This window comes from Paenibacillus sp. RUD330 (assembly GCF_002243345.2).
In the GTDB taxonomy this organism is placed as follows: domain Bacteria; phylum Bacillota; class Bacilli; order Paenibacillales; family Paenibacillaceae; genus Paenibacillus_O.
Genome location: NZ_CP022655.2, coordinates 2,660,105 through 2,681,746, shown reverse-complemented (window position 1 = coordinate 2,681,746; position 21,642 = coordinate 2,660,105). Strand labels below are relative to the sequence as shown.

At 59.8% G+C, this 21,642-nt stretch carries 15 protein-coding genes; 2 read left to right on the top strand and 13 right to left on the bottom strand.

The window, feature by feature from the left end; all coding sequences use genetic code 11:
• Window positions 1-41: 41 nt before the first annotated feature.
• The 3 genes from CIC07_RS12170 to CIC07_RS12160 are packed head-to-tail and all read right to left on the bottom strand — an operon-like array spanning window position 42 to window position 2,653.
• Entirely contained in the window at window positions 42-827 is a 786-nt protein-coding gene (locus CIC07_RS12170; RefSeq protein WP_076355961.1) for an ABC transporter permease subunit, read from the bottom strand.
• Window positions 820-1,722 (bottom strand): ABC transporter ATP-binding protein, encoded by a 903-nt coding sequence (locus CIC07_RS12165; protein WP_076355963.1) that lies wholly within the window; start codon window positions 1,720-1,722, stop codon window positions 820-822. Before CIC07_RS12165 ends, CIC07_RS12170 begins: the two co-directional genes overlap by 8 nt.
• Window positions 1,709-2,653, bottom strand: coding sequence for an ABC transporter ATP-binding protein (locus CIC07_RS12160; protein WP_076355965.1), 945 nt, complete (start codon window positions 2,651-2,653; stop codon window positions 1,709-1,711). Before CIC07_RS12160 ends, CIC07_RS12165 begins: the two co-directional genes overlap by 14 nt.
• 187 nt (window positions 2,654-2,840) lie before the next feature.
• On the opposite strand from CIC07_RS12160, the gene CIC07_RS12155 reads away from it, so the two are divergent.
• Entirely contained in the window at window positions 2,841-3,506 is a 666-nt protein-coding gene (locus CIC07_RS12155; protein WP_076355967.1) for a TetR/AcrR family transcriptional regulator, read from the top strand.
• Window positions 3,507-3,530: 24 nt separating this feature from the next.
• On the opposite strand, the gene CIC07_RS12150 is transcribed toward CIC07_RS12155, so the two are convergent.
• The 3 genes from CIC07_RS12150 to CIC07_RS12140 all read right to left on the bottom strand — a co-directional run bounded on the left by CIC07_RS12150 (window position 3,531) and on the right by CIC07_RS12140 (window position 6,847).
• A complete protein-coding gene (locus tag CIC07_RS12150) occupies window positions 3,531-4,112 on the bottom strand; it encodes a TetR/AcrR family transcriptional regulator (protein ID WP_076355969.1) in 582 nt (193 codons plus the stop codon).
• Between the two features lie 326 nt (window positions 4,113-4,438).
• Window positions 4,439-5,122 carry a carbohydrate-binding protein gene (locus tag CIC07_RS12145; RefSeq protein ID WP_139334417.1) on the bottom strand — a complete coding sequence of 228 codons (684 nt, stop codon included), beginning with the start codon at window positions 5,120-5,122 and terminating at the stop codon, window positions 4,439-4,441.
• A 198-nt stretch (window positions 5,123-5,320) separates the two neighbouring features.
• Window positions 5,321-6,847, bottom strand: coding sequence for a glycoside hydrolase family 31 protein (locus CIC07_RS12140; protein WP_076355973.1), 1,527 nt, complete (start codon window positions 6,845-6,847; stop codon window positions 5,321-5,323).
• A gap of 112 nt (window positions 6,848-6,959) precedes the next feature.
• On the opposite strand from CIC07_RS12140, the gene CIC07_RS12135 reads away from it, so the two are divergent.
• Window positions 6,960-7,841: a helix-turn-helix transcriptional regulator gene (locus CIC07_RS12135; RefSeq protein WP_076355975.1), complete on the top strand. Its 882-nt coding sequence runs from the start codon at window positions 6,960-6,962 to the stop codon at window positions 7,839-7,841.
• A gap of 97 nt (window positions 7,842-7,938) precedes the next feature.
• On the opposite strand, the gene CIC07_RS12130 is transcribed toward CIC07_RS12135, so the two are convergent.
• The 7 genes from CIC07_RS12130 to CIC07_RS12100 all read right to left on the bottom strand — a co-directional run bounded on the left by CIC07_RS12130 (window position 7,939) and on the right by CIC07_RS12100 (window position 21,552).
• Window positions 7,939-9,396, bottom strand: coding sequence for a DHA2 family efflux MFS transporter permease subunit (locus CIC07_RS12130; protein WP_076355977.1), 1,458 nt, complete (start codon window positions 9,394-9,396; stop codon window positions 7,939-7,941).
• A gap of 29 nt (window positions 9,397-9,425) precedes the next feature.
• Window positions 9,426-9,635, bottom strand: coding sequence for an MbtH family protein (locus CIC07_RS12125; RefSeq protein WP_076355979.1), 210 nt, complete (start codon window positions 9,633-9,635; stop codon window positions 9,426-9,428).
• A 17-nt stretch (window positions 9,636-9,652) separates the two neighbouring features.
• Window positions 9,653-16,816, bottom strand: coding sequence for an amino acid adenylation domain-containing protein (locus tag CIC07_RS12120; protein ID WP_076355981.1), 7,164 nt, complete (start codon window positions 16,814-16,816; stop codon window positions 9,653-9,655).
• A 21-nt stretch (window positions 16,817-16,837) separates the two neighbouring features.
• On the bottom strand, window positions 16,838-17,743 hold the full coding sequence (locus tag CIC07_RS12115) for an isochorismatase family protein (protein WP_076355984.1): 906 nt from the start codon (window positions 17,741-17,743) through the stop codon (window positions 16,838-16,840).
• 19 nt (window positions 17,744-17,762) lie between these two features.
• Entirely contained in the window at window positions 17,763-19,469 is a 1,707-nt protein-coding gene (locus tag CIC07_RS12110; RefSeq protein ID WP_083687987.1) for a (2,3-dihydroxybenzoyl)adenylate synthase, read from the bottom strand.
• The gene (gene dhbC, locus CIC07_RS12105; RefSeq protein WP_076355988.1) at window positions 19,453-20,694 is read right to left on the bottom strand and encodes an isochorismate synthase DhbC; all 1,242 of its coding nucleotides are present in this window, start codon (window positions 20,692-20,694) and stop codon (window positions 19,453-19,455) included. The genes CIC07_RS12110 and dhbC overlap by 17 nt, the downstream gene beginning before the upstream one ends.
• Window positions 20,695-20,769: 75 nt before the next feature.
• Window positions 20,770-21,552 carry a 2,3-dihydro-2,3-dihydroxybenzoate dehydrogenase gene (locus CIC07_RS12100; protein WP_240923506.1) on the bottom strand — a complete coding sequence of 261 codons (783 nt, stop codon included), beginning with the start codon at window positions 21,550-21,552 and terminating at the stop codon, window positions 20,770-20,772.
• Between the last annotated feature and the right edge of the window lie 90 nt (window positions 21,553-21,642).

Genomic DNA, 21,642 nt, shown 5'->3' with positions numbered 1-21,642 from the left:
TCGAACCTCATTACGGTTTGTTTGGAAGCCTTCTTGTACGCCTACAGCGGCAAATCTTTATTTTTAAAGACTCGGACTCCAAGCAGATAAAGGACAATGCCGACTACGGCAAGCACGGCGTACGAAATCGCATAATTGCCGTTGTTCAATACGGCGCTCGTGTCGAACAAAGCGTTCATGGATATATATTTGAGCTTTTCCAAGCTGCTGTCGACATCCCCCATCAGGTTGAGGAGGAAAAAGGCCATCGGAATTCCCGCTCCCCATGCCAATGAGTTTTTGGTGAGATTGAATGCGCAGGAGAAGAAGAAGGATATGCCGCTTGTCGCGAACATCAACAGAAACAAGCCGAGATTGAGCATGAAATAGCTGCTCTGCCGGAAATCGGTATCGCTTTGGAAAAGCTGGATCGAAGCGTAGCCCGCGATCGTGACGATCAGAATCATCAGGATGAGCGATGAGATCAAATAAGCCGCTTGGGTCCAAACAACGGTGCTTCGTTTCGTCGGAGTCGACAGCAGATACGCCATGGAGCCCCTGTCCACTTGCGAGGCGATGAGGCTGTTGGCGGTCATGATGATGAATACGATCGGCAGCAGGATCCCTTGAATGCCATAAAACGTCTTGGCGAGCATGCCGAGAAAGGTAGCTTCTCCGAGCAGGCTGGCCAGAGGGGTGTCCTTCACCATGCCCGACATATCGGAAATGGTGCTGGGGTCAAAGACCGCGATCAGCACGACATGAAAGACGGTCATGATAACCGTGAATACGAGCCATAGCTTCATGTTCGCCTTCAAGGTCTGTTTGAAAATCGCTTTGCTAAGCATGGCCCTTGTCCTCCTCGTAAATCCCTTTGAAGTAATTCTCAAGCGTATATTTGATTTCCTTGATGAACTTGATGGAATAGCTCCTCAGCGTTCCGAACAACCTATTGATATCGGCATCATGGATTTGGATCACCACTTGATTGTGCTCGTCGCGCTTGGTTATGAAATGAAACGGCTCGGACAGAAACCGCCGATAATCGTCCGGAGATAAAAACTCGATTTTGTATTCCTTGTTTTCATTGTGCTTGACCTCGGAGGTCCGTTTGACCGCGATCAGCCTTCCGCCTTTGATCAGCGCCACCTTGTCGCAGGTATGCTCCACTTCCTCGAACATATGGCTGGACATGAATATCGTCTTGCCTTTCTTCTTTTCTTCATTAAGGAGCTCAACGAACTCTGCCCGCATAAGCGGATCCAAGCCTGTTGTCGGCTCATCCAGCAGGAGAATGTCCGGATCGCCCATCAAGGCCGCGACGATAGCCGTTTTCTGCTTCATTCCTTTGGACATCCTCTTCAGATTGGCTGTCGGATCGAGCTGAAGCTTCTTTATCATGCGCTCCGCATAGGCCATGTCCGCCAGCCCCATTACTTCCGCCTGCCGTTTCAAAAACTCCGTTCCCGTCGGGGCATCCGGAAATGCGATCTCTCCTGGAATATATCCGATCAGCTTCTTGAGCTCCGCCGAATCCGTCCAGCCGTTCATTCCATTGATCGTCACCGTACCGCTATTCGGCTTCAGGAAGCCCATCATATGGCGGATAGTCGTCGTCTTGCCGGCTCCATTCGTGCCTACAAAGCCAAAAACCTCGCCCTTCTCGATCGTTAGATCCAGATTGAACACGCCTTTTCCATCTCCGTAATCCTTGGTCAAACCCTTGATCTCAATGTAAGGCATCCGGTCCGGCACCTCCCGTTGCTTTCGAGCTGCGGTCATAGAACTTCATGAAGTAATCCTCCAGCGTAAACTTGATCTCCGAGAAAAACTTCACCTCGAATCCGGTTATGAAGGAAACAAAGCTGTTGATATCCTTATCATGGACGCTCAGTGTCGCCTGAAGCTTCCGAGGCGTCAATGAAAGCACTTCAAGCTGCCGGACCGTCTTCGCTTCATCGCTGAACCGCTTGAAGGCGGCTTCCGTCTTGAATTCCAGCTCGTAGGTTTTGATTTCGTTATGGCGCAAGTCATCCGCTACGAAGGAAGAGATCAGCCTGCCGTCCTTTATGATCGATATGCTGTCGCAGGTCGCATCGATTTCGGAGAAGATATGGCTCGAGATCAGGATGGTTTTGCCCTTCGCTTTTTCTTCTTTGATGAAATCAATAAATAAAGTCTGCATGATGGGATCCAAACCGCTCGTCGGTTCATCAAGCACAAGTACGGCAGGATCATGCATGAATGCCGTTACAATCGCGAGTTTCCGCTTCATGCCGAGCGACATGCGCTTCAAGCTTCCGGACGCATCGAGCTCGAACTTCTTCATCAAGGCCCGAGTGTGGGCCATATCTGAGATCCCTCGCAAATCGGCCATCATTCGGATGAATTCAGTCCCTGTCAATGACTCGGGCAAGGCGATCTCACCGGGCAAATAGCCCAGCTCTCTCTGAATGTCGCTCGCGCGCTCCCAGCTGTCTAGCCCATGCACCGAGGTGCGCCCTTGCTGGGGGCGGGAAAAACCCATGATATGCCGGATCGTCGACGTCTTGCCGGCTCCGTTCGGTCCCAGGAATCCGTATACTTCCCCTTTTTCGACGCTGAAGGAAACATCGAAAATCCCCCGGTTATGACCATAATCCTTGGTCAAATGATCAATCTCAATGATAGGCATAAGAAACTCCCTTCTCCACGATAGGGACGATTAGGTTCCATTCGCATCCCATAAAACGAACAACGTGTTGTTTTACTTTTCAGTTTTTATTATAATTAGCGAGCATGAGAGAAACAATGATCAGAAAGGCCTCCTATGTCTGTTATCCAACACCTTCTGCATATGTGTTTAATTACTGAGGGGATGAATGAATATGGCAGATACCGATCTGCGTATTATCCGTACGAAGGAATCGATTCGAAGGGCATGGATTCAACTCATCGAGGAAAAAGGCTTTGAAGCGATCACCGTGAAGGACATTACGACGAGGGCTGGAATTAACCGCGGCACTTTTTATGCGCACTATCAGGACAAATACGATTTAATGGCTAAATGCCAGGAAGAAATCATGATGGAGCTGGCCGACACCGTCAGACAGAACTTTGCCGGCTTGAAAGAGAACCAATACGAGTCCGTGCCCTCGGCAACGCCGCTTGCGGTTTCCGTCGCCCTTTTCCGTTATCTGGATGAGAATCGGGACATTCTGAGGGCGGTTTCCGGACCTAAAGGAGACCAGACTTTCCAGACGAAGCTCAAGGACTTCATGTGGAGCGCCCTCTTCGTGCGCAAAGAAATTCCGCTCATCAAGCAAGAAAATCTGCTCGTCCCAAGTCAATATTTGATCGCCTACATCGCCTCGGCCCATATGGGCGTCCTCCAGCAATGGCTGAATGGAGACGGCGAGGAAACGCCGGAAGAGATGGCTCGCATCCTGTCGACCCTGACGGTCAAAGGTCCCTTTACAGCCGCAGGGCTGAAGGCGGAGCAAGTGCTGCCGGACGCTGCAGCAATACCAAAAGAGGAGCAAGGCTGACAAGCTCAGCCCCGCTCCTCTTTTCTATGGCTTGATCGCGAAAAACTTGATTTTGACATAAATGACCGCCATCTCCTCCGGCGATTGCCGCATCCCGCTGTTCAGCCAATCTTCAATGACTCCAAGATAAGCGGAAGTGGCAAATGCGGAAAAATACTCGCTTGGTATCGAGATATCCTGGAAGTGATCGTTGATTTCTTTGAAAATGCCGTTCTTCAGAGATTCCTTCAGCCTCGGTGAAAAAGCAGGATCTCCTTTGGCGCCGAGCAATGCTCTCAATATCGGCCCGTTCTGCTTCAGGTAGCGAAAAACGTCAACCAACGGAGCATGCGGCTTGTTTTGCTTATGGCTGTCCATCATCTCTTGATAGTCGAGCGCGCGCATATGCTGCTGCAAACCATCCAGCAGCCCGCTTTCTACGCTCTCGAGCAAGTCGAATTTATCCAGATAATGGAGATAGAAGGTGCCTCGATTTATTTTCGCCCGATGCGTCAAATCCCGGACGGTCACATTGCCGAACCCTTTTTCCTCAATCAACAGCAGGAGCGTTTCTTTTATCAGGCGGCGCGTTCTTTCCACCATCCGGTCATGCACTTTATCTGCCATCCCCATCGAACCTTTCAATCGTATGCTGACTGCTACTGTAAGTCTAACCCGTATGCTTGGAATAGACAAAATTATTGTCGTCCAAAGCCTGCCGTTCATTTCCTAAGCTCATTCCGATCAAGGCGAAAAAGAAACGTCCTGTTGATCATATGCAAGCCCCCTTTATTGCCGCCAGACAACAACACGATAGCACGGCTTGTCCTAAAATTGAACCTCAGGCCTAAAATATCGGTCCGCAAAAGAAAGCGCTCTCCACATCAGGCGTTACCGATAGAAGGGGCTCCCCGCGGCATAATTGCCGCAGGGGAGCCCCTTTCCAACAAGGTTTATTCGAAGCGGATTTCGTCGATCCATACCGTGCCGGCGCTTCCATGCCAGAAGGACATCTGCAGCTGTCCGGGAGAGCTGCGGTCAACGCCGCTGGCTGCCAGGTCGATGGCGATGTCCTTGTACGTCGTCGTCACCGTATTGCCGCTGAAAGCGCCGAACGTCTTCTCTTCTCCGCCCAGGACGAGATGGAACTGGCCTTCCTCTCCTCCGGCCGCGCCTTTGATCCGCATGATCAGCTTGCTGTATCCTGTTAGGCTTTGCGTGACGTCGCTGCCGAACCAGCCGTTGTTGTTGTACTGCAATTTCAAGGCGCCATTCTCGATCACGCCAGCCTGATTGACGAAGCTGTTCGCGCTGCTCCACTTGCCCAGGTCATTGGCTCCAAGCCACGCCGGAGAGCTGTCGAAGTTGTCCAGCAGCAGAGCCGTTCCGCCGCCGCTGCCAACGAGTTGAATCCTGTCGAAGTCCGGCGCCCATCCCGTTGCGTTGGACAGCTTGATCGTATTGCTGCCTGCGTTCAATTGCACGGCTGCCTGCAGCGTGCCCACCGTGCCCCAGCCTCCTGTGCTCGGGAAGCTCAGATTGGCGGATGCGCCTCCGTTCACGCTCATCTGGGCCGATCTCGCCGCATCTCCATTCAAGTAGGAGAGGGTCAGGATTGGATTTGGCTTCTCCCTCATTTTGTCATGCGGCTTATTCGACGGCGATGCCGAGAATTGAAGAAACAAGCCCCCTTTTTAACGAAAAAAAAGAAAACCGGCGGCTGATGCCGATTTTCTTTGGGAAACTTCCCGGTGATTCCTTGCGGGGCGCGGAGCGTCGCGAGACGCGGCGGGATGTTCATGACTTGCAAGGATGGCGAATTCCCTGTCTCCCCATCAGCTCTTCCTGTACCAGGGCAGCCTCCCCAGCGGCACCTCGACCTGCTCTGTCGCCGGTCCTTCGACTCTGCTTCCGTCGTCTCCGATCCAGGTTCCGGCCGGGAACGAGACCAGGCGCTCTCGCATGCCTTTCACAACTGCAGGAGCAACCAGAAGGGAGCCTCCCAGCATGAACTGATCGAGGACCGTCTCCATTCCCTCCTCAGGGAATTCATAAGCCATATGGCGCATGATCGGCTCACCGGTGAGGGCGGACTGCTGCGCCAGCGCTAAAATCTCTTGTCCGAACCGCGCATGCAGCCGAGCCGCCTCGACGCAGTAACGCAGATGCTCGTCGTCGAGAACCCGCCATGGCGCGGCGGAAAACTGCATCATCGGGAATAACGCGGAGCATTGGGCATATCGGACGAACAGCTCGGAATCCAGCTGCGCAGAGGTGAAGCTCATATACTCGCCGCCGCCGATCATGTCGGGACAGATATACGCATAACCGAGCAGGCCTTGCGCCAAGCCGTCGGGTATCAAGGCATCGAGCCCGTTTCCTTCCCACTCATGGCTCTTGTCCTTGAGGCGCTGCACGAGCGGCTGGCCGGCGAGCTTCCAGCAAGCCCGGTATTCATTAAGAGGGTATTTCAGCCCTACCCTCGCCCAGGCTTCGCAATGTCCGCTGCGCGTAGTCCCGGCTGCAAAGCTGAGATCGTCGTTCTCGTAAAATTCGGGATCGCCGGCATCCAGCTTGAAGCCATCAATTCCGTATTCGCTCTGCAGGGTGTCCAGCTGTTCATGAATCCACTCGACTGCCGCAGGGTTGGTGCAATCCAGCACCGCGCTGAAGCCGTTCCACCACTTGCGGATCGCTGTCCTGCCATCCCGATCCTTCAGGAGAATGCCGGTCTGTTCCAGCTGCCGGAAGGCAAGGGAGTCCGGACTGACAAAAGGGCAAGCCCAGAGCATGACCTTGAAGCCCATCGCATGCAGCTCGTCGACCATATGCTTCGGATCCGGGAAACGCCCTGAATGGAACTTCCAGGTTCCATAGGGTTCATGCCAGTTGTCATCAATCATGATGACCCCTGGAGGCATTCCATTCGTCAGCACATCTCTCGCGTAGCCCAGCACTTTGTCTTGGGTAGGCTCATACAGCAGCTCGATCCAAAGATTGTACTGGGGAGCCGTGAACAGCAGCTCTTCGGGAATCGACGAAACCGGAGGGAAAAAGGTCCGTGACGCATGGCCATGCGCCCCCCGCAGCGTTTCATGGCCGTCGCCCGAGAAGATCCGGTCCGGGAGGGCTCTCACAGTCAAACCTTGTCGATCGAACCGAAACTCGAAAGGCTCTTCGCTCCAGACGTATCTTCCTTTATTGGAGACCAGCAAGGGACAGGCTTGGTTCCCGTTCAAGCTGCCGCCTAGGTCCACACGGAACAAAGAAGTGCCGAAGGGCATGCTTCGACCGTCGGCAGCTCTGCCTCCCCACCAATATTCATCGGGAAGAAGGTCGAAAACAACCTCAGGAACAGTCATTGGATATTCCTCCTTATCTACCCCAAGCTTACTGCCCGGCGGGAAAGAGGACAATCTTAACATTATGACGAATGCTATAACAAAATTGACTTTTTAGGAGGATACTCTCTGCGTGCTTGAACCAGAATCCTATGCATTCCGTACGGAAGATCGTTCATTATTGATGCTGGATTCGATCGGCTGGCAGAAAATCCGTACGGCCGGCTATCATTTCGAAGGCATCGAACGGCCTGATTCCGGACATGTGATCTTCCAATACACCGTTGGCGGCCAAGGATGGCTGGAGGTGGAAGGGCGGCTCCATCCCTTGCCGAAAGGCTCCGGCTTTCTGGTCAAGGTACCGAGCCGGCACCGCTACTACTACGTGGAACAGGATGAGCCCTGGGAGATTGTCTGGCTGAATCTGCGGGGGGATGAAGCGAACCGCATCTGGGATATTGTCCTGGCTCAGGAAGGGCCTGTCATCTGCAGAGAAGAGGGCTCGCCCTTGATTGCCGGCCTGCGGGAGCTCCTGGAGACAATGGCGGAAATGAAGGAGGCCGATAAATACCGGTTGTCTGCCCGAGTGTATGAATGGCTGCTTGCCCTGCTCCAAACAAGCCGTGAGCTTGGCAAGGAGATGAGCGCAAGCGCAAGCTCGATGATCGAGAAGGCAAAGCGTTACATGAAAGAGCAGCATGACCAGCCGTTGACGCTGGACATCGTTGCCGGGCATTGCGGCGTCAACAAGCATCATTTCTGCCGGCTGTTCCGGAAATCCGAGCATACCTCCCCGCTCGCCTATCTGCGGGATCGCAGGATTGAGGCCGCCATCCGCCTGCTCCGCACGACAGAATTGCCCGTCCATGAAGTCGGACGCCGCTGCGGCTTCGACAGCCCGAGCTACTTCGGCAAAGTATTCCGCCATTATATGAGCGCAACCCCGACGGAATATCGGATGAAGAAGCTGAAGTTCCCTTACGATGCCGTTTATTATGAGCGAGGCTCCGTCTAGCCTGCGGCAGCCGTCTCTCGATGCGCACCATTCCGATAATATCGGATACAAAATAACCTCAGCCTCTTCAAGAGGCTGAGGTTATTCGTTCCGCCGCCTATGTGGATACAGTCGGAGCCTTCGCCGATTCGGCAGCCTCAGAGGCTGCCGAGGCTTGCGGCCGTCGAGGCAGTACGCCTGCCGTATCGGACTTCCGCAGCGTCAGGGCAAGTCCCCATGCCAGAGCCAGAAACGCGGCCGAAGCCAGCAGCGCGAGCTGATATCCGTGCGCACCGGCCGGCGCGCTCTGTTCCGCGCCGGCCGACAAGCCTGCCGTCCCGGCTGCAAGCACGCTGCCGATGACGGCCACTCCAAGCGCAGAGCCCAGCCGGTTCTGCACTTGGAACAGCATGGTCGCCTGTCCCATGAGATGCGGCTCCACGCGGGCGAAAGCCAGCAGCTGCACAGCGCCGACCGAATGCCCCAGCGTGAAGCCGCCGCATAGCAGCAGCAAGCGAACGAGCCATGGATTCGTGCCGGCTTGCACGAGTGAGAGCGCTCCGAACACTCCGATCGCGCATAGGAGCGCGAGGATGACGACCCTCCGCACGCCGAATTTATTGACCGACCACGGCAAGCACTGCGAAGCCGCCATCAGCCCGATAGCCTCCGTGAATGTCGTCAGTCCGGTATGAAAGGCGGACGCGCCGAACATATCCTGGTACATCAGCGGAAAGACGTACAGCATGCCCAGCAGCCCAGCCGAGGAACACAGGGCGATCAGCCCTGCGGTCCGATACAAGCGATGGGAGAGCAGCCTCAGCCTCAGCAGCGGTGCGGGAGTTCGCAGCGATTTCACCGTCATGACGATCAAGAATGCGATTCCCGTCAAGCCCGCGATGACGATCTCCGGCGATTTCCATCCGCGGATCGCGCCTTGGCTGAGCGCATATATCGCCATTGCCAAACCCGGGCCGCCAAGCAGCAGCCCTGCCCAGTCAAGCCTGCTTGCCTGCTGCGGCCGGCTTGCCTCCAATCCAAGCCATCCCAGCACAAAGGCTATGGCCCCGATAGGCAGATTGATATAAAAGCACCAGCGCCAAGACAGCGTCTCGACAAAAAAGCCGCCGACAATCGGACCGACAGCCGGCGCCACGGCGATCGGCAGCACCAGCGACCGGGAAAGCCTGGCCCGTTCCTCTGGTGGAAACGCGCGGAACAACAGCGCCATGCCGACGGGGGCGATCAGGCCGCCGGCAGCGCCCTTTATGACCCGGAACACGATAAGCTCCTCCAAGCTCCCGGCGAGTCCGCAGCAGACGGACGCAGCCGTAAACACGGCAATGGCGCACAGCAGGACACGCTTGCCGCCGAATCGTTCCCCCAGCCACCCTGCAAGAGGCAGCGTCGTCGCCACAGCGACGAGGTAGCCGATATTCACTGTCCCCGCCTCAGCGGGCGATACGCCCAGCTCCCTGCAGATCGCGAGCAGCGATACGTTGACGACAGTCCCATCCATGGCGACGACGAACATCGCCGTCACATAAACCAGTCGTATGGCCACCTTCGGGTTCATGGCCCGGAAGCCTGATGTCCCTATCGCGGTCATACAGGCGTCGACTGCGGCGCAGCCGGCTGCGGACGCATATCCGTCCAATTCTCCTCAATATAAGCCAAGCACGCTTCGCGTCCTTCTTCGTGCCGCTTCGTCCACCCCGCCGGTATGGGAGCAAAGGCGGGCCAAAGCGAATACTGGCCCTGCTCGTTTACAAGCGCATAGAAGCGGTCTCTTGACTGTTCGAAAGGATTGCTCATGCCATTTCTCCTCTTCATCATTTGATATCCGCCAATTTCCGTGAAAGGATCGATCCGATGTCCGTCAGCGGTCCCGGCTGGCACAGATCCTTATGGCGGCAGGCCAAATCATGCTGCTCGATGCGGCCGGTGATGTAAGGCTGCCACGTTTCCGGAGAAATCGGCGTGAACCAGTCTGGAATCACCGTTGAATGGACAAAGAGCAGATCGCCCCTATACAATCCCGGACGATAAGCTCCGAGCACGCGCACGGAATTTACATACGTGTCCTTGAGGCTCATGACGACGGATGGCTCCAGGCTTGCCAGCGCGCTGCCGTCGCTGCGCAGGATGTCCACCGCTGCCTCCATGTCGAGCGCCTTCCCGCCCAGGCTGTCCGGGTCGTAGCCGCCCAGCGCGAGCAAGGCGATCAGCGCTTCTTCCTCGCTCGGCCCCTCGCTGATCGGCAGGAAGTGGCTCGGGAACGCGTCCAGCATGACCAGCAGCGCGATCTCCTCGCCTTCGCCTTGCAGCAGCGACGCAATCGCATGAGCCACATTGCCGCCGAGCGACCAGCCGAGCAAGTAATAAGGGCCATGTGGCTGTACGGAACGGATATGCGCGATATAATCGGCTGCCATTTCCATCAGATCGGCCGGCAGCGGCTCCCTTCTGGCAATGCCTCTCGCCTGCAGGCCATAGATCGGATAATCCGGACCGAGCGATTTCATGAGGCCAGCATAACACCAGCTGAGTCCGCCCGCCGGATGGATGCAAAAGAAGGGCGGGCGCCTCCCGCTCGTCCGCAGCGGCAGCAGCACCTCCAGAGCTCCCTCGCTCCCCCCGCCCTCGAGCCGGGCGGCGAGGCCGGCAACTGTCGGCGCTTCGAACAAAGCTCCGATGCCGAGCGATACGCCCAACGACTCGCGGATGCCGCTCATCAGCTTGACCGCCAGCAGCGAGTGGCCGCCGAGATCAAAGAATCCGTCGTCGATGCCGACCTTCTCCAGTCCCAGCGTCTCGGCGTACAAATCGCATAGAATTTCCTCCTGCGGAGTGCGGGGACCTCTGCCTTCCGCAGCCGAGGAGAAGTCCGGCTCCGGAAGCGACTTTGTGTCCAGCTTGCCGTTGACCGTCAGCGGCAGTTCCTCCAGAACGACGAACGCGGAAGGCACCATGTAGCTCGGCAGCGCTGCCGCCGCTTGCCGACGGATTTCATTGGGGTCGAGCTCGGCTCCCGCTGCCGGTACCAGATAAGCGACCAGCCGCTTGTCTCCGGGAACATCCTCCCTCGCCAGGACGACGGCTTTGGATACGCCGTCGGCTTGCGCCGCAACGGCTTCGATCTCGCCCAGCTCGATCCGGAAGCCGCGGATCTTGACCTGGTGGTCGATCCGTCCGAGGTAATCCAGCGTTCCGTCCTGCAGCCAGCGGGCTAAATCGCCCGTCCGGTACATCCGCGCGCCTGGCGGGCCGTACGGATCGGCGATGAACCGTTCCGCCGTCAAGGCCGGACGCTTCCAGTACCCGCGGGCAAGTCCTGCGCCGGAGACATACATTTCGCCCGCAACTCCCGTCGGCACATGCTGCATGCACCGATCCAGCACATAGACCTGCAGATCCGGAATCGCTCCGCCGATCAGACTGCCCGCCTTGCTCTCCGTCATCGCCCTCGACAGCGGATAACAGCTCACATGCACGGTCGTCTCCGTAATGCCGTACATGTTCACGAGCAGCGGCGCCTGGTCGTCGTGGCGGTCGTACCAGTCCCGCAAATGTCCGAGATCCAGCGCTTCCCCTCCGAAAATCACATAACGCAGCGACAGCTTCCGACGCAGCTGCTCCTGTTCTTTGTCCGCCTGCATGAGCTGGTAAAAAGCGCTTGGCGTCTGGTTCAGAACCGTAACGCGCTCCTCGCAGAGCAGCTTCAGGAATTCTTCCGGCGAGCGGGATGTCCGATGCGGCACGATGACAAGCTTGCCGCCGTACAGCAGCGCGCCCCACATTTCCCATACCGAGAAATCGAAGGCATAGGAGTGGAACAGCGTCCAGACATCCTGCGGGCCGAAGCCGTACCAGCGATCGGTCGCCGAGAACAGCCGCACAACGTTGCGATGCGGAATGACGACGCCTTTCGGCTTGCCCGTCGAGCCCGACGTGTAGATGATGTACGCGGCTGCATCCGGCGACAGCGGGGCCGTGCGGTCGCGGTCCTCCGGATCGGTCGCCGGATACAGGCTCAGCCGCTTGGCCGCAGCGGCTTCGTCGATCAGCAGCATCTCTTTCCCGGCCAGCACGGACGCCGTTTCGAGACAGCCGATCACGCAAGCCGGCTTCGTATCCTCCAGCATGTACAGGAGGCGGTCGAGCGGATAATCCGGGTCGAGCGGCAAGTACCCCGCTCCCGCTTTCAGCACTGCCAGCACCCCGACCAGCATCGAGATCGAACGCGGAAGCAGCAGGCCGACGAGCTGCTCGGGACCGATGCCCCGGAGGATAAGCTCATGCGCGAGCTGATTCGCCTTGGCGTTCAACTCGGCATAGGTAAGCGACTCCCTTTCGCAGGCAACCGCTGCCGCATTCGGGCGCTTCGCGGCCTGCTCCCGGAACAGCTCCGCCAGATTGCGGGCGTCCCAGGCGGATTCCCTTGGAGCAGCGGCTTGAAGCGCGCGTGCCGCCTGCTCCTCCGGCATCAGGATCGGAAGCAGTCCGATCGGCATGTCAGGCTCCGCGGCGGCCGTCTCCAGCAGAAGCGCAAGACGCGCGGCAAGCTTTTCAATCGTCTCCCGCTCGTAGAGATCGCTGGCGAATTCAAACCAGCCGTCGATGCCGTCCGGAGTGCCGTCCGGCAGCCTTCTTTCCCTGAACTCGATCGTCAGGTCGAACTTTGCCCGGCCGACCGTATCCAGCCGCAAGTCGGCGCTGACGCCTTCAAGCGCCAGCCTAGGCTCCGGCGTATTCTGGAAAGCAAGCATGACCTGGAACAACGGATGCCTCGAGCGGGAACGCGGCGGATTCAAAATCTCCACCAGCCGCTCGAAGGGCACGTCCCCGTTCCCGTATGCAGCAAGATTAGCGCTTCTCACCCGCTCCAGCAGCTCCCTGAAGCTTGGATCGCCGGAAGTATCCGTACGCAAAACGATCGTATTGATGAAGAGGCCGACCAGATCGCCGAGCGCATCGTCGTTGCGGCCGGCGATCGGACTTCCCAGCGGCACGTCCGTCCCTGCCCCCAAGCGGGTGAAGAGCGCGGCGAGTCCGGACTGAACGATCATGAACAAGCTCGTCCGAGTCTCTCTGGCCAGCGCGAGCAGACCGGCATGGAGCCCGGCCGGCAGCCTCGCCGCAACGGTATCCCCGGCATGCGTCGATTCCGCAGGCCGGGGATGATCCGCCGGCAGCTCCAGCTGATCCGGCAAGCCGTGCAGCGTCTCTTTCCAGAAAGAAATCTGGCGCGCGACGAGGCTGTCCGGGTCGCTCTCATCGCCGAGCAGCCGCTCCTGCCAGAGCGCATAATCTCCATACTGCACGGGCAGCGGCGGCCAAGCCGGCGCCTCTCCTTTCGAGCGGGCCACGTAAGCGGCCGACAAATCGCGGGTCAGCGGGTCCAGCGACCAGCCGTCTCCGACGATATGATGAAGCAGCAGCAGAAGCACATGCCGCTCCGGTCCTACCACATACAGCCTGGCCCGGAACGACAGCTCCTGGGCCAGATCGAAGCCGTAGCGCACGGCGGCGGCCAGCTCGGCCGCGAGCTCCTCCTCCGATACCTTGGTTACAGCCAGCCGCACCTCGCAGGCGTCCGCATCCAGCACCCGCTGCGTCGCGGTCCCGTTCCGCTCGGGGAACACCGTCCGCAGCGTTTCATGGCGGCGGACGACATCCTGCAGGGCGGCTTCCAGCCGCATGTGGTCCAGCGGGCCATCCAGCCTGGCGACCAGCGGAATGTTATAGGTCGGACCCGGGCCCTCGAGACAGTTCAGGAACCACAGGCGGCGCTGGGCAAATGAAAGCGGAATGTCGGCCGGTCGCGCGGCCGGGACAATCGCCGGCCTCGCCGCAGCGGCATGGTCGATCTCTTTGGCGATGCCCGCGACCGTCGGCGCTTCGAACAGGGCGGCGATGCCTAGCTCAGCCTGCAGCGATTCGCGGATGCGGCTGATCAGCCTGCCCGCGAGCAGGGAATGCCCGCCCAGCTCGAAAAAGTCGTCCTCGATGCCGACCTGCGGCAAGCCCAGCACTTCGGCAAACAGCTCGCAGAGCATTTCCTCCTGCGGCGTGCGGGCCAGACGGGCTGCCGAGCCGGCGGCATAATGCGGAGCCGGCAGCGCCTTGCGGTCGAACTTGCCGCTTGGCGTCTGCGGGAAGCGCTCCATCGCGACGAACGCCGAAGGCACCATGTATTCCGGCAGACACGCCGACATATGATTGCGCAGCAAGGCGGGCTCTATGGACACATTCGCCACGTAATAAGCAGCGAGCCTTTTATCCCCCGGCCTGTCTTCCCGAACGGCGACAGCACCCTGCGCAAGGCCCGGATAACGGCTCAGCGCGGCTTCAATCTCGGAAATCTCCATTCGGAAGCCGCGAAGCTTGATCTGCTGGTCGGCGCGGCCGCAATAATCGACCGCACCGTCCGGCAGCCTGCGCGCGATATCGCCGGTGCGGTACATCCGGGATCCCGGCAGGCCGTAGGGATCGGCCACGAACCGTTCCGCAGTCAAGCCCGGCCGCTGCCAATAGCCAAGCGCCAAGCCGGCGCCGGCGATATACAGGTCGCCGGCTGTACCGGGCGGAACCGGCTGCAGGCCGCTGTCCAAAATATACAGCTGCGTATTCCAGATCGGACGGCCGATGGACGGCTTCGGCACGCTGCCGGCTGCCGCATAGGTCGCGCTTGTCGACCAGATCGTCGTCTCCGTCGGGCCGTACAGGTTCGTCACCTCGCAGCCGAGCGCCCGCAGAGCTTGCAGCAAGCCTCCGGACAAAGCTTCGCCGCCGGCCAGGGCGCGCAGTCCGCGCAAGCCGTCCGGCGCATGCTCCGCCAAAGAATGCCAGAGCGAAGGCGTCGCCTGCATGAGCGTAGCGCCAGAGGTCCGGATGAGCTGCGACAATGCAACAGGGTCTTGAACCGTCCGTCTGTCCGCGACGATGAGCCTCGCCCCGCTTATGAGCGGCAGGAAAATTTCCAGGATGGAGATATCGAATGAGATGGTCGTCACCGCGAGCAGACGGTCTTCGGCCGTCAAGCGGAACTGCTCGTCCATCGCCAGCAGAAAATTCGTCAGAGCGGCACTAGGAATGACGACGCCCTTCGGCTTGCCCGTGGAACCGGACGTGTAGAGGATGTAAGCCGGATCGGCCGATAACGGGGCGAACAGCCGATCCTGATCGGTTACATTCCGTTCGGCGCAGCCGGCCAGCTCCGCCTGGACGGCAGGATCGTCGAGCTGAAGAAGCGGCTGCCGTAAGGCCGGCGCCGCCAGCTGCGGCAGCCTGGCGGCAACATCGGTTGTCGTCAGCATGATCGAGGCCTGAGCATCCTCCACCATATAGGCCATGCGGTCTGCCGGAAAATCGATGTCGAGCGGCAAGTAGGCCGCGCCGGTCTTGTGTACGGCCAGCATGCAGACGATCATCTCGACCGATCGGGGCACTGCGATCGCCGCGATGCATTGCGGCCCGACGCCGCGGCCGATCAGCAGCCGCGCAAGCCGGTTGGCCCGCGCGTTGAGCTCTGAATAGCTGAGCGCCTCGGCTTCGTGGACAACCGCAATCGCGCTCGGGCAACGCAGCGCCTGCGCCTCGAACAGATCGGCCGCACGCGCCGCAGGCAAGCGCCGCGCCGCGCCGTTCCAGCGCGACCCATCCTCCGCAAGCTCCCGCTCGTCCAGCAGCGGGATGCAGCCGACGGGATCATCAGGCCTTGCATCCGCAACGTTCCCCAGGAAATGGATGAGTCTCCGGTGATGTCCCCGCAGTTCTTCCTCGGCATACAACTCCGGGTTGCCGTCCATCTCGATCTGCAGGCCGATTCCATCCGCTTGGAGTGAAACATTGATGGCCAGATCGTCGACGGGCCCTGCCGACAAATTAAGCTTGCGGCCCGGTACGCCGTTGAACTCCAGCCTGCTGTCGAACGGCATCATGTTGACCATCGGGCCGTACAGCCTTCGTCCATCCCCGACCCGCTTGAGATCGCGTCGCAGCTCCTCGTGCCGGTAGCTCTGATGCTTGCGCGCCTCGCGGACCTCCCGCGCCGCCTGGCGCACCAGCTCAGACAGCTCCATCGCGGGCCTTACGTTCAAGCGCAGCGGCACGATATTCATGACCATTCCAGGCGTGTTCAGCGACGCCGAGCCGAGACGTCCCATCATCGGCAAGCCGAGGATGACGTCTTCCGCTCCGGTCAGCCGATGCAGGTACGCGGCGGCGGCGGCGAGCACGATCTCCGACCAGGCTGCGCCCTGCAGCTGTGCGGACTGGCGCAGGCTCGACGCCTTGGCGGAGGCAAGCTCCGCCGATTGCCGCCAAATCCGGTGCGCGCTGCGCGGCGCGCGGTCGGACAGGCTGACGACATCGGGCTCGTCCTCGAACCGGCTCAGCCAGAAGCGGCGATCGGCCTCCGCCTTCTCCGAGCTGCGGTAGCCCTCGTCCTCATCCAGCACGCTGTGCCACGAGCCGAAGCGCCCGTTCGAGAAAGGCTGGCGTCGCAGCATCGCCGTATAGATCTGCGCCACGCGCTTCGTCAGCAAGGAGAAGCCGTACCCGTCTATCGCGATATGATGAATGCGCTGATACCATAAGTAGCGCTCCCCGCTTAGTTTGAACAACGCTTCGGTAAACAGAGGATCTTCCGTCAGCCGGCAAGGACGGCGCAAATCTGCGTCCATCCAGGCTTTCGCCTGCTCGAAGGCGGCTTCCTCCTTGCTGAGATCCATATAGTGCAGGGTCCATTCGGCATTCGGCTCCAGCACCTGCCACGGTCCGTCGCGGTCCTCCTCGAACCGGGCATGAAGCGCCTCGGCTTCCAGCACGGCCTGCCGCAGCGCGGTCTCGAAGATCGACCGCTCGACAGGTCCGTTAATATCGATATATTCGCCTGTATTGTACATCGGATTATCGAGATCAAGCTGCTGGGCATACCATATGCCCGCCTGAGCTCCCGACAATGGGCGTCGAACCGTCGGAGCGGCTAGCATTCCCGTCATCTCCTTCCCTCGCTAGACATTGGCGCCTGCAGCCGTCCTGGCTTGGAGAAGCACGCTCCAGCTCGCCAGAGTCGGCTGCTCCGCCAGCTCGACGAACGTCGCCTCCGCTCCTTGGCCCCGCCATGCTTCGATCAAGCTCATCATGCGGATGGAATCCAGTCCGTGCACCTCGAGAAGATGGTCGCTGTCGCCGAGGCTGGACGGCTCCTCGAGCAGCAGCCCGGCGACTTGTCCGCGGAGGGCATCGATGGAAAAGGGGCCCGAAACGGGAACCGCCGCCGCCAGTTCCAGCTGTGCAAGCGCCTGCTCCGTCGTCAGCACGACCGCGCAGCGGCCAGCTGCGTATGCGATCGCCATCGTATGATTGTCCAGCGAGAAATCCGCCAGCGCATCCGCGACCATGAACGCCTGAATATCCTGCATGAATGCTTCGGCCGCCGTCATCATGCAGCCGATATGCGCATAAATGCCTGTAATGATCAGCTGATCGCGGCCTTTCTCCCGCATCAGCCCGGCTAGATTGGATTTGCGGAAGGCGCTGTACCGCCATTTGTCCATCAGAATATCGCCCTCCGCCGGCGCCAGCTCCGGCAAGATGCCCTTCAGATGAGGTGCTTTGTTGATGCCCTCTCCCCAGAAATCGGACAGCAGCCCGCGTTCCTCGATGGACTGCTCGCCAGGCTGCGCGGTGTACACGACGGGGATGCCCAGCGTGCGGCATTGGTCCAGCAGCTTCCGAATATGGGCGATCAGCTCCGTAACGGGCGATTGATCGACGGCGAAAGCATTCAAGAAATAAGCCTGCATATCGTGCACGAGCAGCACGGCCCGCTTCGGATCGGGAGTCCAGGAAGCGCGGTTCGGAGGCAGATCGGCTGCCTTCGGCATGGAATAGGATTGAATCGCAGGAAGCGCCATTCGCAATGACCTTCTTTCTCTATAGGGATTGGGATGCTCCGGCTCCGGCAGGAGCGGATTTAAGTGCCGGCAGGCTTTCGCGCAGCGCCTTCTTGCTTACTTTGCCGACGTTCGTCTGCGGGAAGGAGTCCGTGAACTCAAAGCGGTCCGGAAGTTTGTACGGGGACAGTCCACGTCCGCGCAGATGGGCTTTCAGCTCCGGGCCTGCCGTCTTCATGCCTTCCCGCAAAATGATGAACGCGCAGGAGCGTTCTCCGAGAAAATCGTCGGGCATCGCCACGAGCGCCGCATCGAATACAGCCGGATGGGCGAGAAGATGATTCTCCACCTCTTCCGCCGCGATCTTGTCTCCGCCCCGGTTGATCTGATCCTTGGCGCGGCCGTCGACGATCAGGCAGCCATGCTCGTCCTGCCTCACGAGATCGCCTGTGCGGTAATAGCCGTCCGCCGTGAACGCCTTGGCATTATGCGCCTCCGCCTTGTAGTAGCCGCGGATCGTATAAGGGCCGCGAGTCAGCAGATGGCCGACCTCGCCCGGCGCCACCTCGACATCGTCCTCGTCGACGATCACGATCTCATCCCGGTCCGACATCGGCCGTCCCTGGGTGTTCACGACGATCTCGTCGGCATCGTCCAGCCTCGTATAGTTCACAAGCCCTTCGGCCATGCCGAACACCTGCTGCAGCCTGCAGCCCAGCGCCTGTCGGACTCGCCCTGCAGCCTCGGCGCTGAACTTGGCTCCGCCGACCTGCAGCACCTGCAGGCTGGATAGATCCGGCTTGCGCTGAGCCGCCGCCTCCATCCAGATGAGCGCGAGCGGCGGCACCAGCGCCGTTATGGTGACCCGCTCCTTCGTCAGGAGCGGGAATGCATCATCGGGATTCGGCCTTGCGGCAAGCACGACCGTGCCGCCCGCGTACAGCGTGCCCAGCGCTCCCGGGGAGCTAAGCGGAAAATTATGAGCGACCGGCAGCGCCGCCATATACACGCTCTGGTCGGTCATGCCGCAGACCTCATTGCTGCGCCGGACGCTGTACATGTAATCGTCATGCGTGCGCGGGATGAGCTTGGGCAGTCCCGTGGTGCCGCCGGACAGCTGCAGAAAAGCAATGCGGCCGGAGTCGACCTGCGGCCAGCGCGGATCCCTCTGCTGCCTTCCCGCCTGTCCCGCAAGCATCTCCAGCGACAGGAAAGGGAATGATCCCGGCTCCCCCGCCACGAGCACATGCTTCAGCTCCGGCACATGCTCCTTCACCTCCGCCGCCAGCGTCCGATAATCAAAGGCTCCATCGGTGTCGGGAATGACATAGGCTTTGGCTTCGCTGAACTGGCATAGATAGCGGATCTCGCTGAGGCGGTGCAGGGGAAGCGCGAAGACCGGCAGAACGCCGATGCGGAACAGCGCGAATACGACGGTGAAAAATTCGTGCCTGTTCGTCATCTGGACGACGACACGGTCAGTCGGCTGCAGGCCGAGCTGCAGGAAGCCCGCAGCAAGCCTGTCCGCCTGCTCATGCAGCGCTGCGTAGCTGAGTCTCGCCTCTCCGCTGACGACGGCTGTCTTCGCGCCGTAGCGCGCCGCCCTGTCAGCCAGCATATCGCTGAACGTCAGTCCCTCCCATAATCCCGCCGAGCGGTATTCGGCCGCCAAGCCGCTTGGCCAGGTCGGGCAATCCTTCCTCAATTGCTCGTAAGCTTGCTCATGCATGTCAGTAGGCTTCGTCATCCTGCACCCCCATCGCGCGCAGCATCGTGCGGAATTTGGCCGACGTCTCCCGCAGCTCGGCTTCCGCGCTGGACTCGGCGACGACGCCGGCACCGGCATAGAGCTGCAAGGAATGGCTTTCCGCCAAAGCGCAGCGGAGCGCGATGATCCATTCGCCGTCGCCGTCGGCATCGCACCAGCCGACCAGCCCTGCATAGAAGCCTCTGTCGAAAGGCTCAAGCTCGTAGATGGATTCCATCGCCAGTCCGGTCGGCGATCCGCATACCGCAGGTGTCGGATGCAGGGCGATTGCGAGCGCCAGCGAAGTCATGCCGGGATCTTCAAGCTCCCCCCTGATTTCGGTCGACAAATGCCACATCGCTTCCGTGCTGACAAGCGACGGCTTCTCCGGAATCTCAAGCTTCCGGCAAAAAGGCTGCAGCGCTTGCGCGACCGCTTCGATTACGAGTCCATGCTCGCGCAGATCCTTCGGCGACGCGAGCAGCGCTTGCGCCTGCTTCCGGTCCTCGGCGGCATCCGGACTGCGTGGGGCGGAGCCGGCCAGAGGGTTGACGTATACGTGAGTGCCGGTTCTGGCCACCAGCATCTCCGGACTGGCGCCGATCAAGGTGCGGGCGCGGGCCGGCGCTGCGCTTCCGGCAGCGTTCTCCGTTCGTCCGGGCAGATCCACGGCAAACGTATAACCCAGCGTATTGTGCTGCGCCAGATTATGCAGCAGCTCCTTCAGTCTGATAGGCTGCTGCGAGGCAAGCTTGAGCGTGCGGGCAAGCACGATCTTGTCCACCTCGCCTGCGCGCATGCGTTCGATGGCTTTGCTGGCGCCTGCCGCATACGCTTCAGGAGCGGGAATCGGCTCGATGGTGAAGCTGCCGCCTAACGGCGTGCGCAGCGGCGCATGAGGATCGAGGTTCAGCTTTTCCAGCTTGCGGACGGTGAGCGGCACTACGAGGTGAGCGGCTTGCCTCGGATCGAACGGCACCGCGCCGACCAGCATCGGCAGCCGCCGGCCGTCCTGCTTCAGCTGCGCCAGCAGCCTTGAGGCGCGCTCGGGCAGCGTTGCAAGCTCATCGTACCCGGCCTCATTCGGGAGTACGGCAAGAGTGCCTTGCGCAAGCCAGGTGGCTTGCGGGGTCGCCAGGAAAAAGGACTGTCCCGGCTGATAGTTCTCTAGTAATTCGGCGGCTGTCGCCTCCGTGGCTTGTCCTTGTGCGTTCAGATGGTTCATCTCCTTCAGGCTCGGATTGGCGGATGTCGGATGGGTTGAAATCTCACATCCCGTTCAATGGGGCGATACCGATGCTCAAACGCCTAAAGTGGCACCCCCATCGATGCGGAGGTCGTGCATCGTCATGTGGCCGGCGCGATGCGAGGCCAAAAAGAGGACGCCTTCGGCGATATCCTCCGGGGTCGCAAGCTTCCGCAGCGGAATCCCGATCCGGTGGGCTGACAGCGATCCCTCCATCGTCTGCTGCGCGCCTTGCCCATCCTGCCACATGCTACGCAGCATCGGAGTATCGGTCGACCCCGGCGACACGATGTTGCAGCGGATGCCGTGCTCCGCCAGCTCAAGGGCGAAGCCCTTCGTCAGCATCGTTGCCGCAGCCTTGGTCGCCGCATAAGCGCCCATTTCCATTCGAGGCACGGCAGCCGCATTGGACGATACCGTTATGATGACGCCCCTCCGGCGCGGAATCATGCGCGCGCTTACTGCTCGCGAGAGCTGGAATACGCTGCTGACGTTCACGGCGAGCAGCTCGTTCCAGTCCTCATCGGCAAACGATTCGAGTCGTCCCGTCCTAAGCCTGCCCGCCGCATGCACGAGGATGTCGATCGAACCGAGCTCTTCCTCGATCCGGGCCACGGCCCGCAGAATCGCTTCGTTGTCCTTCAGATCCATGGGAAACGCCCTCGCCAGGCATCCTTGCCGAGACAGCTCTGCAGCCAGGCGCTCGAGCGGCTCCCTTTGCTTGTCGACGACTGCCACGGTCGCGCCTTGGCCGCAAAGCGCATGTGTGATCGCCTCGCCGATGCCTTGGGCTGCGCCGGTGACAAGCGCGATTCGGCCCTGAAACTCATTGTCCAAATCTCGATTCACCCCCTCGCATTGATAATGATTCTCATTATTGATTATAGGAGAAGGAGACAACGGCTGCCATGAACGATATCCGCAAAA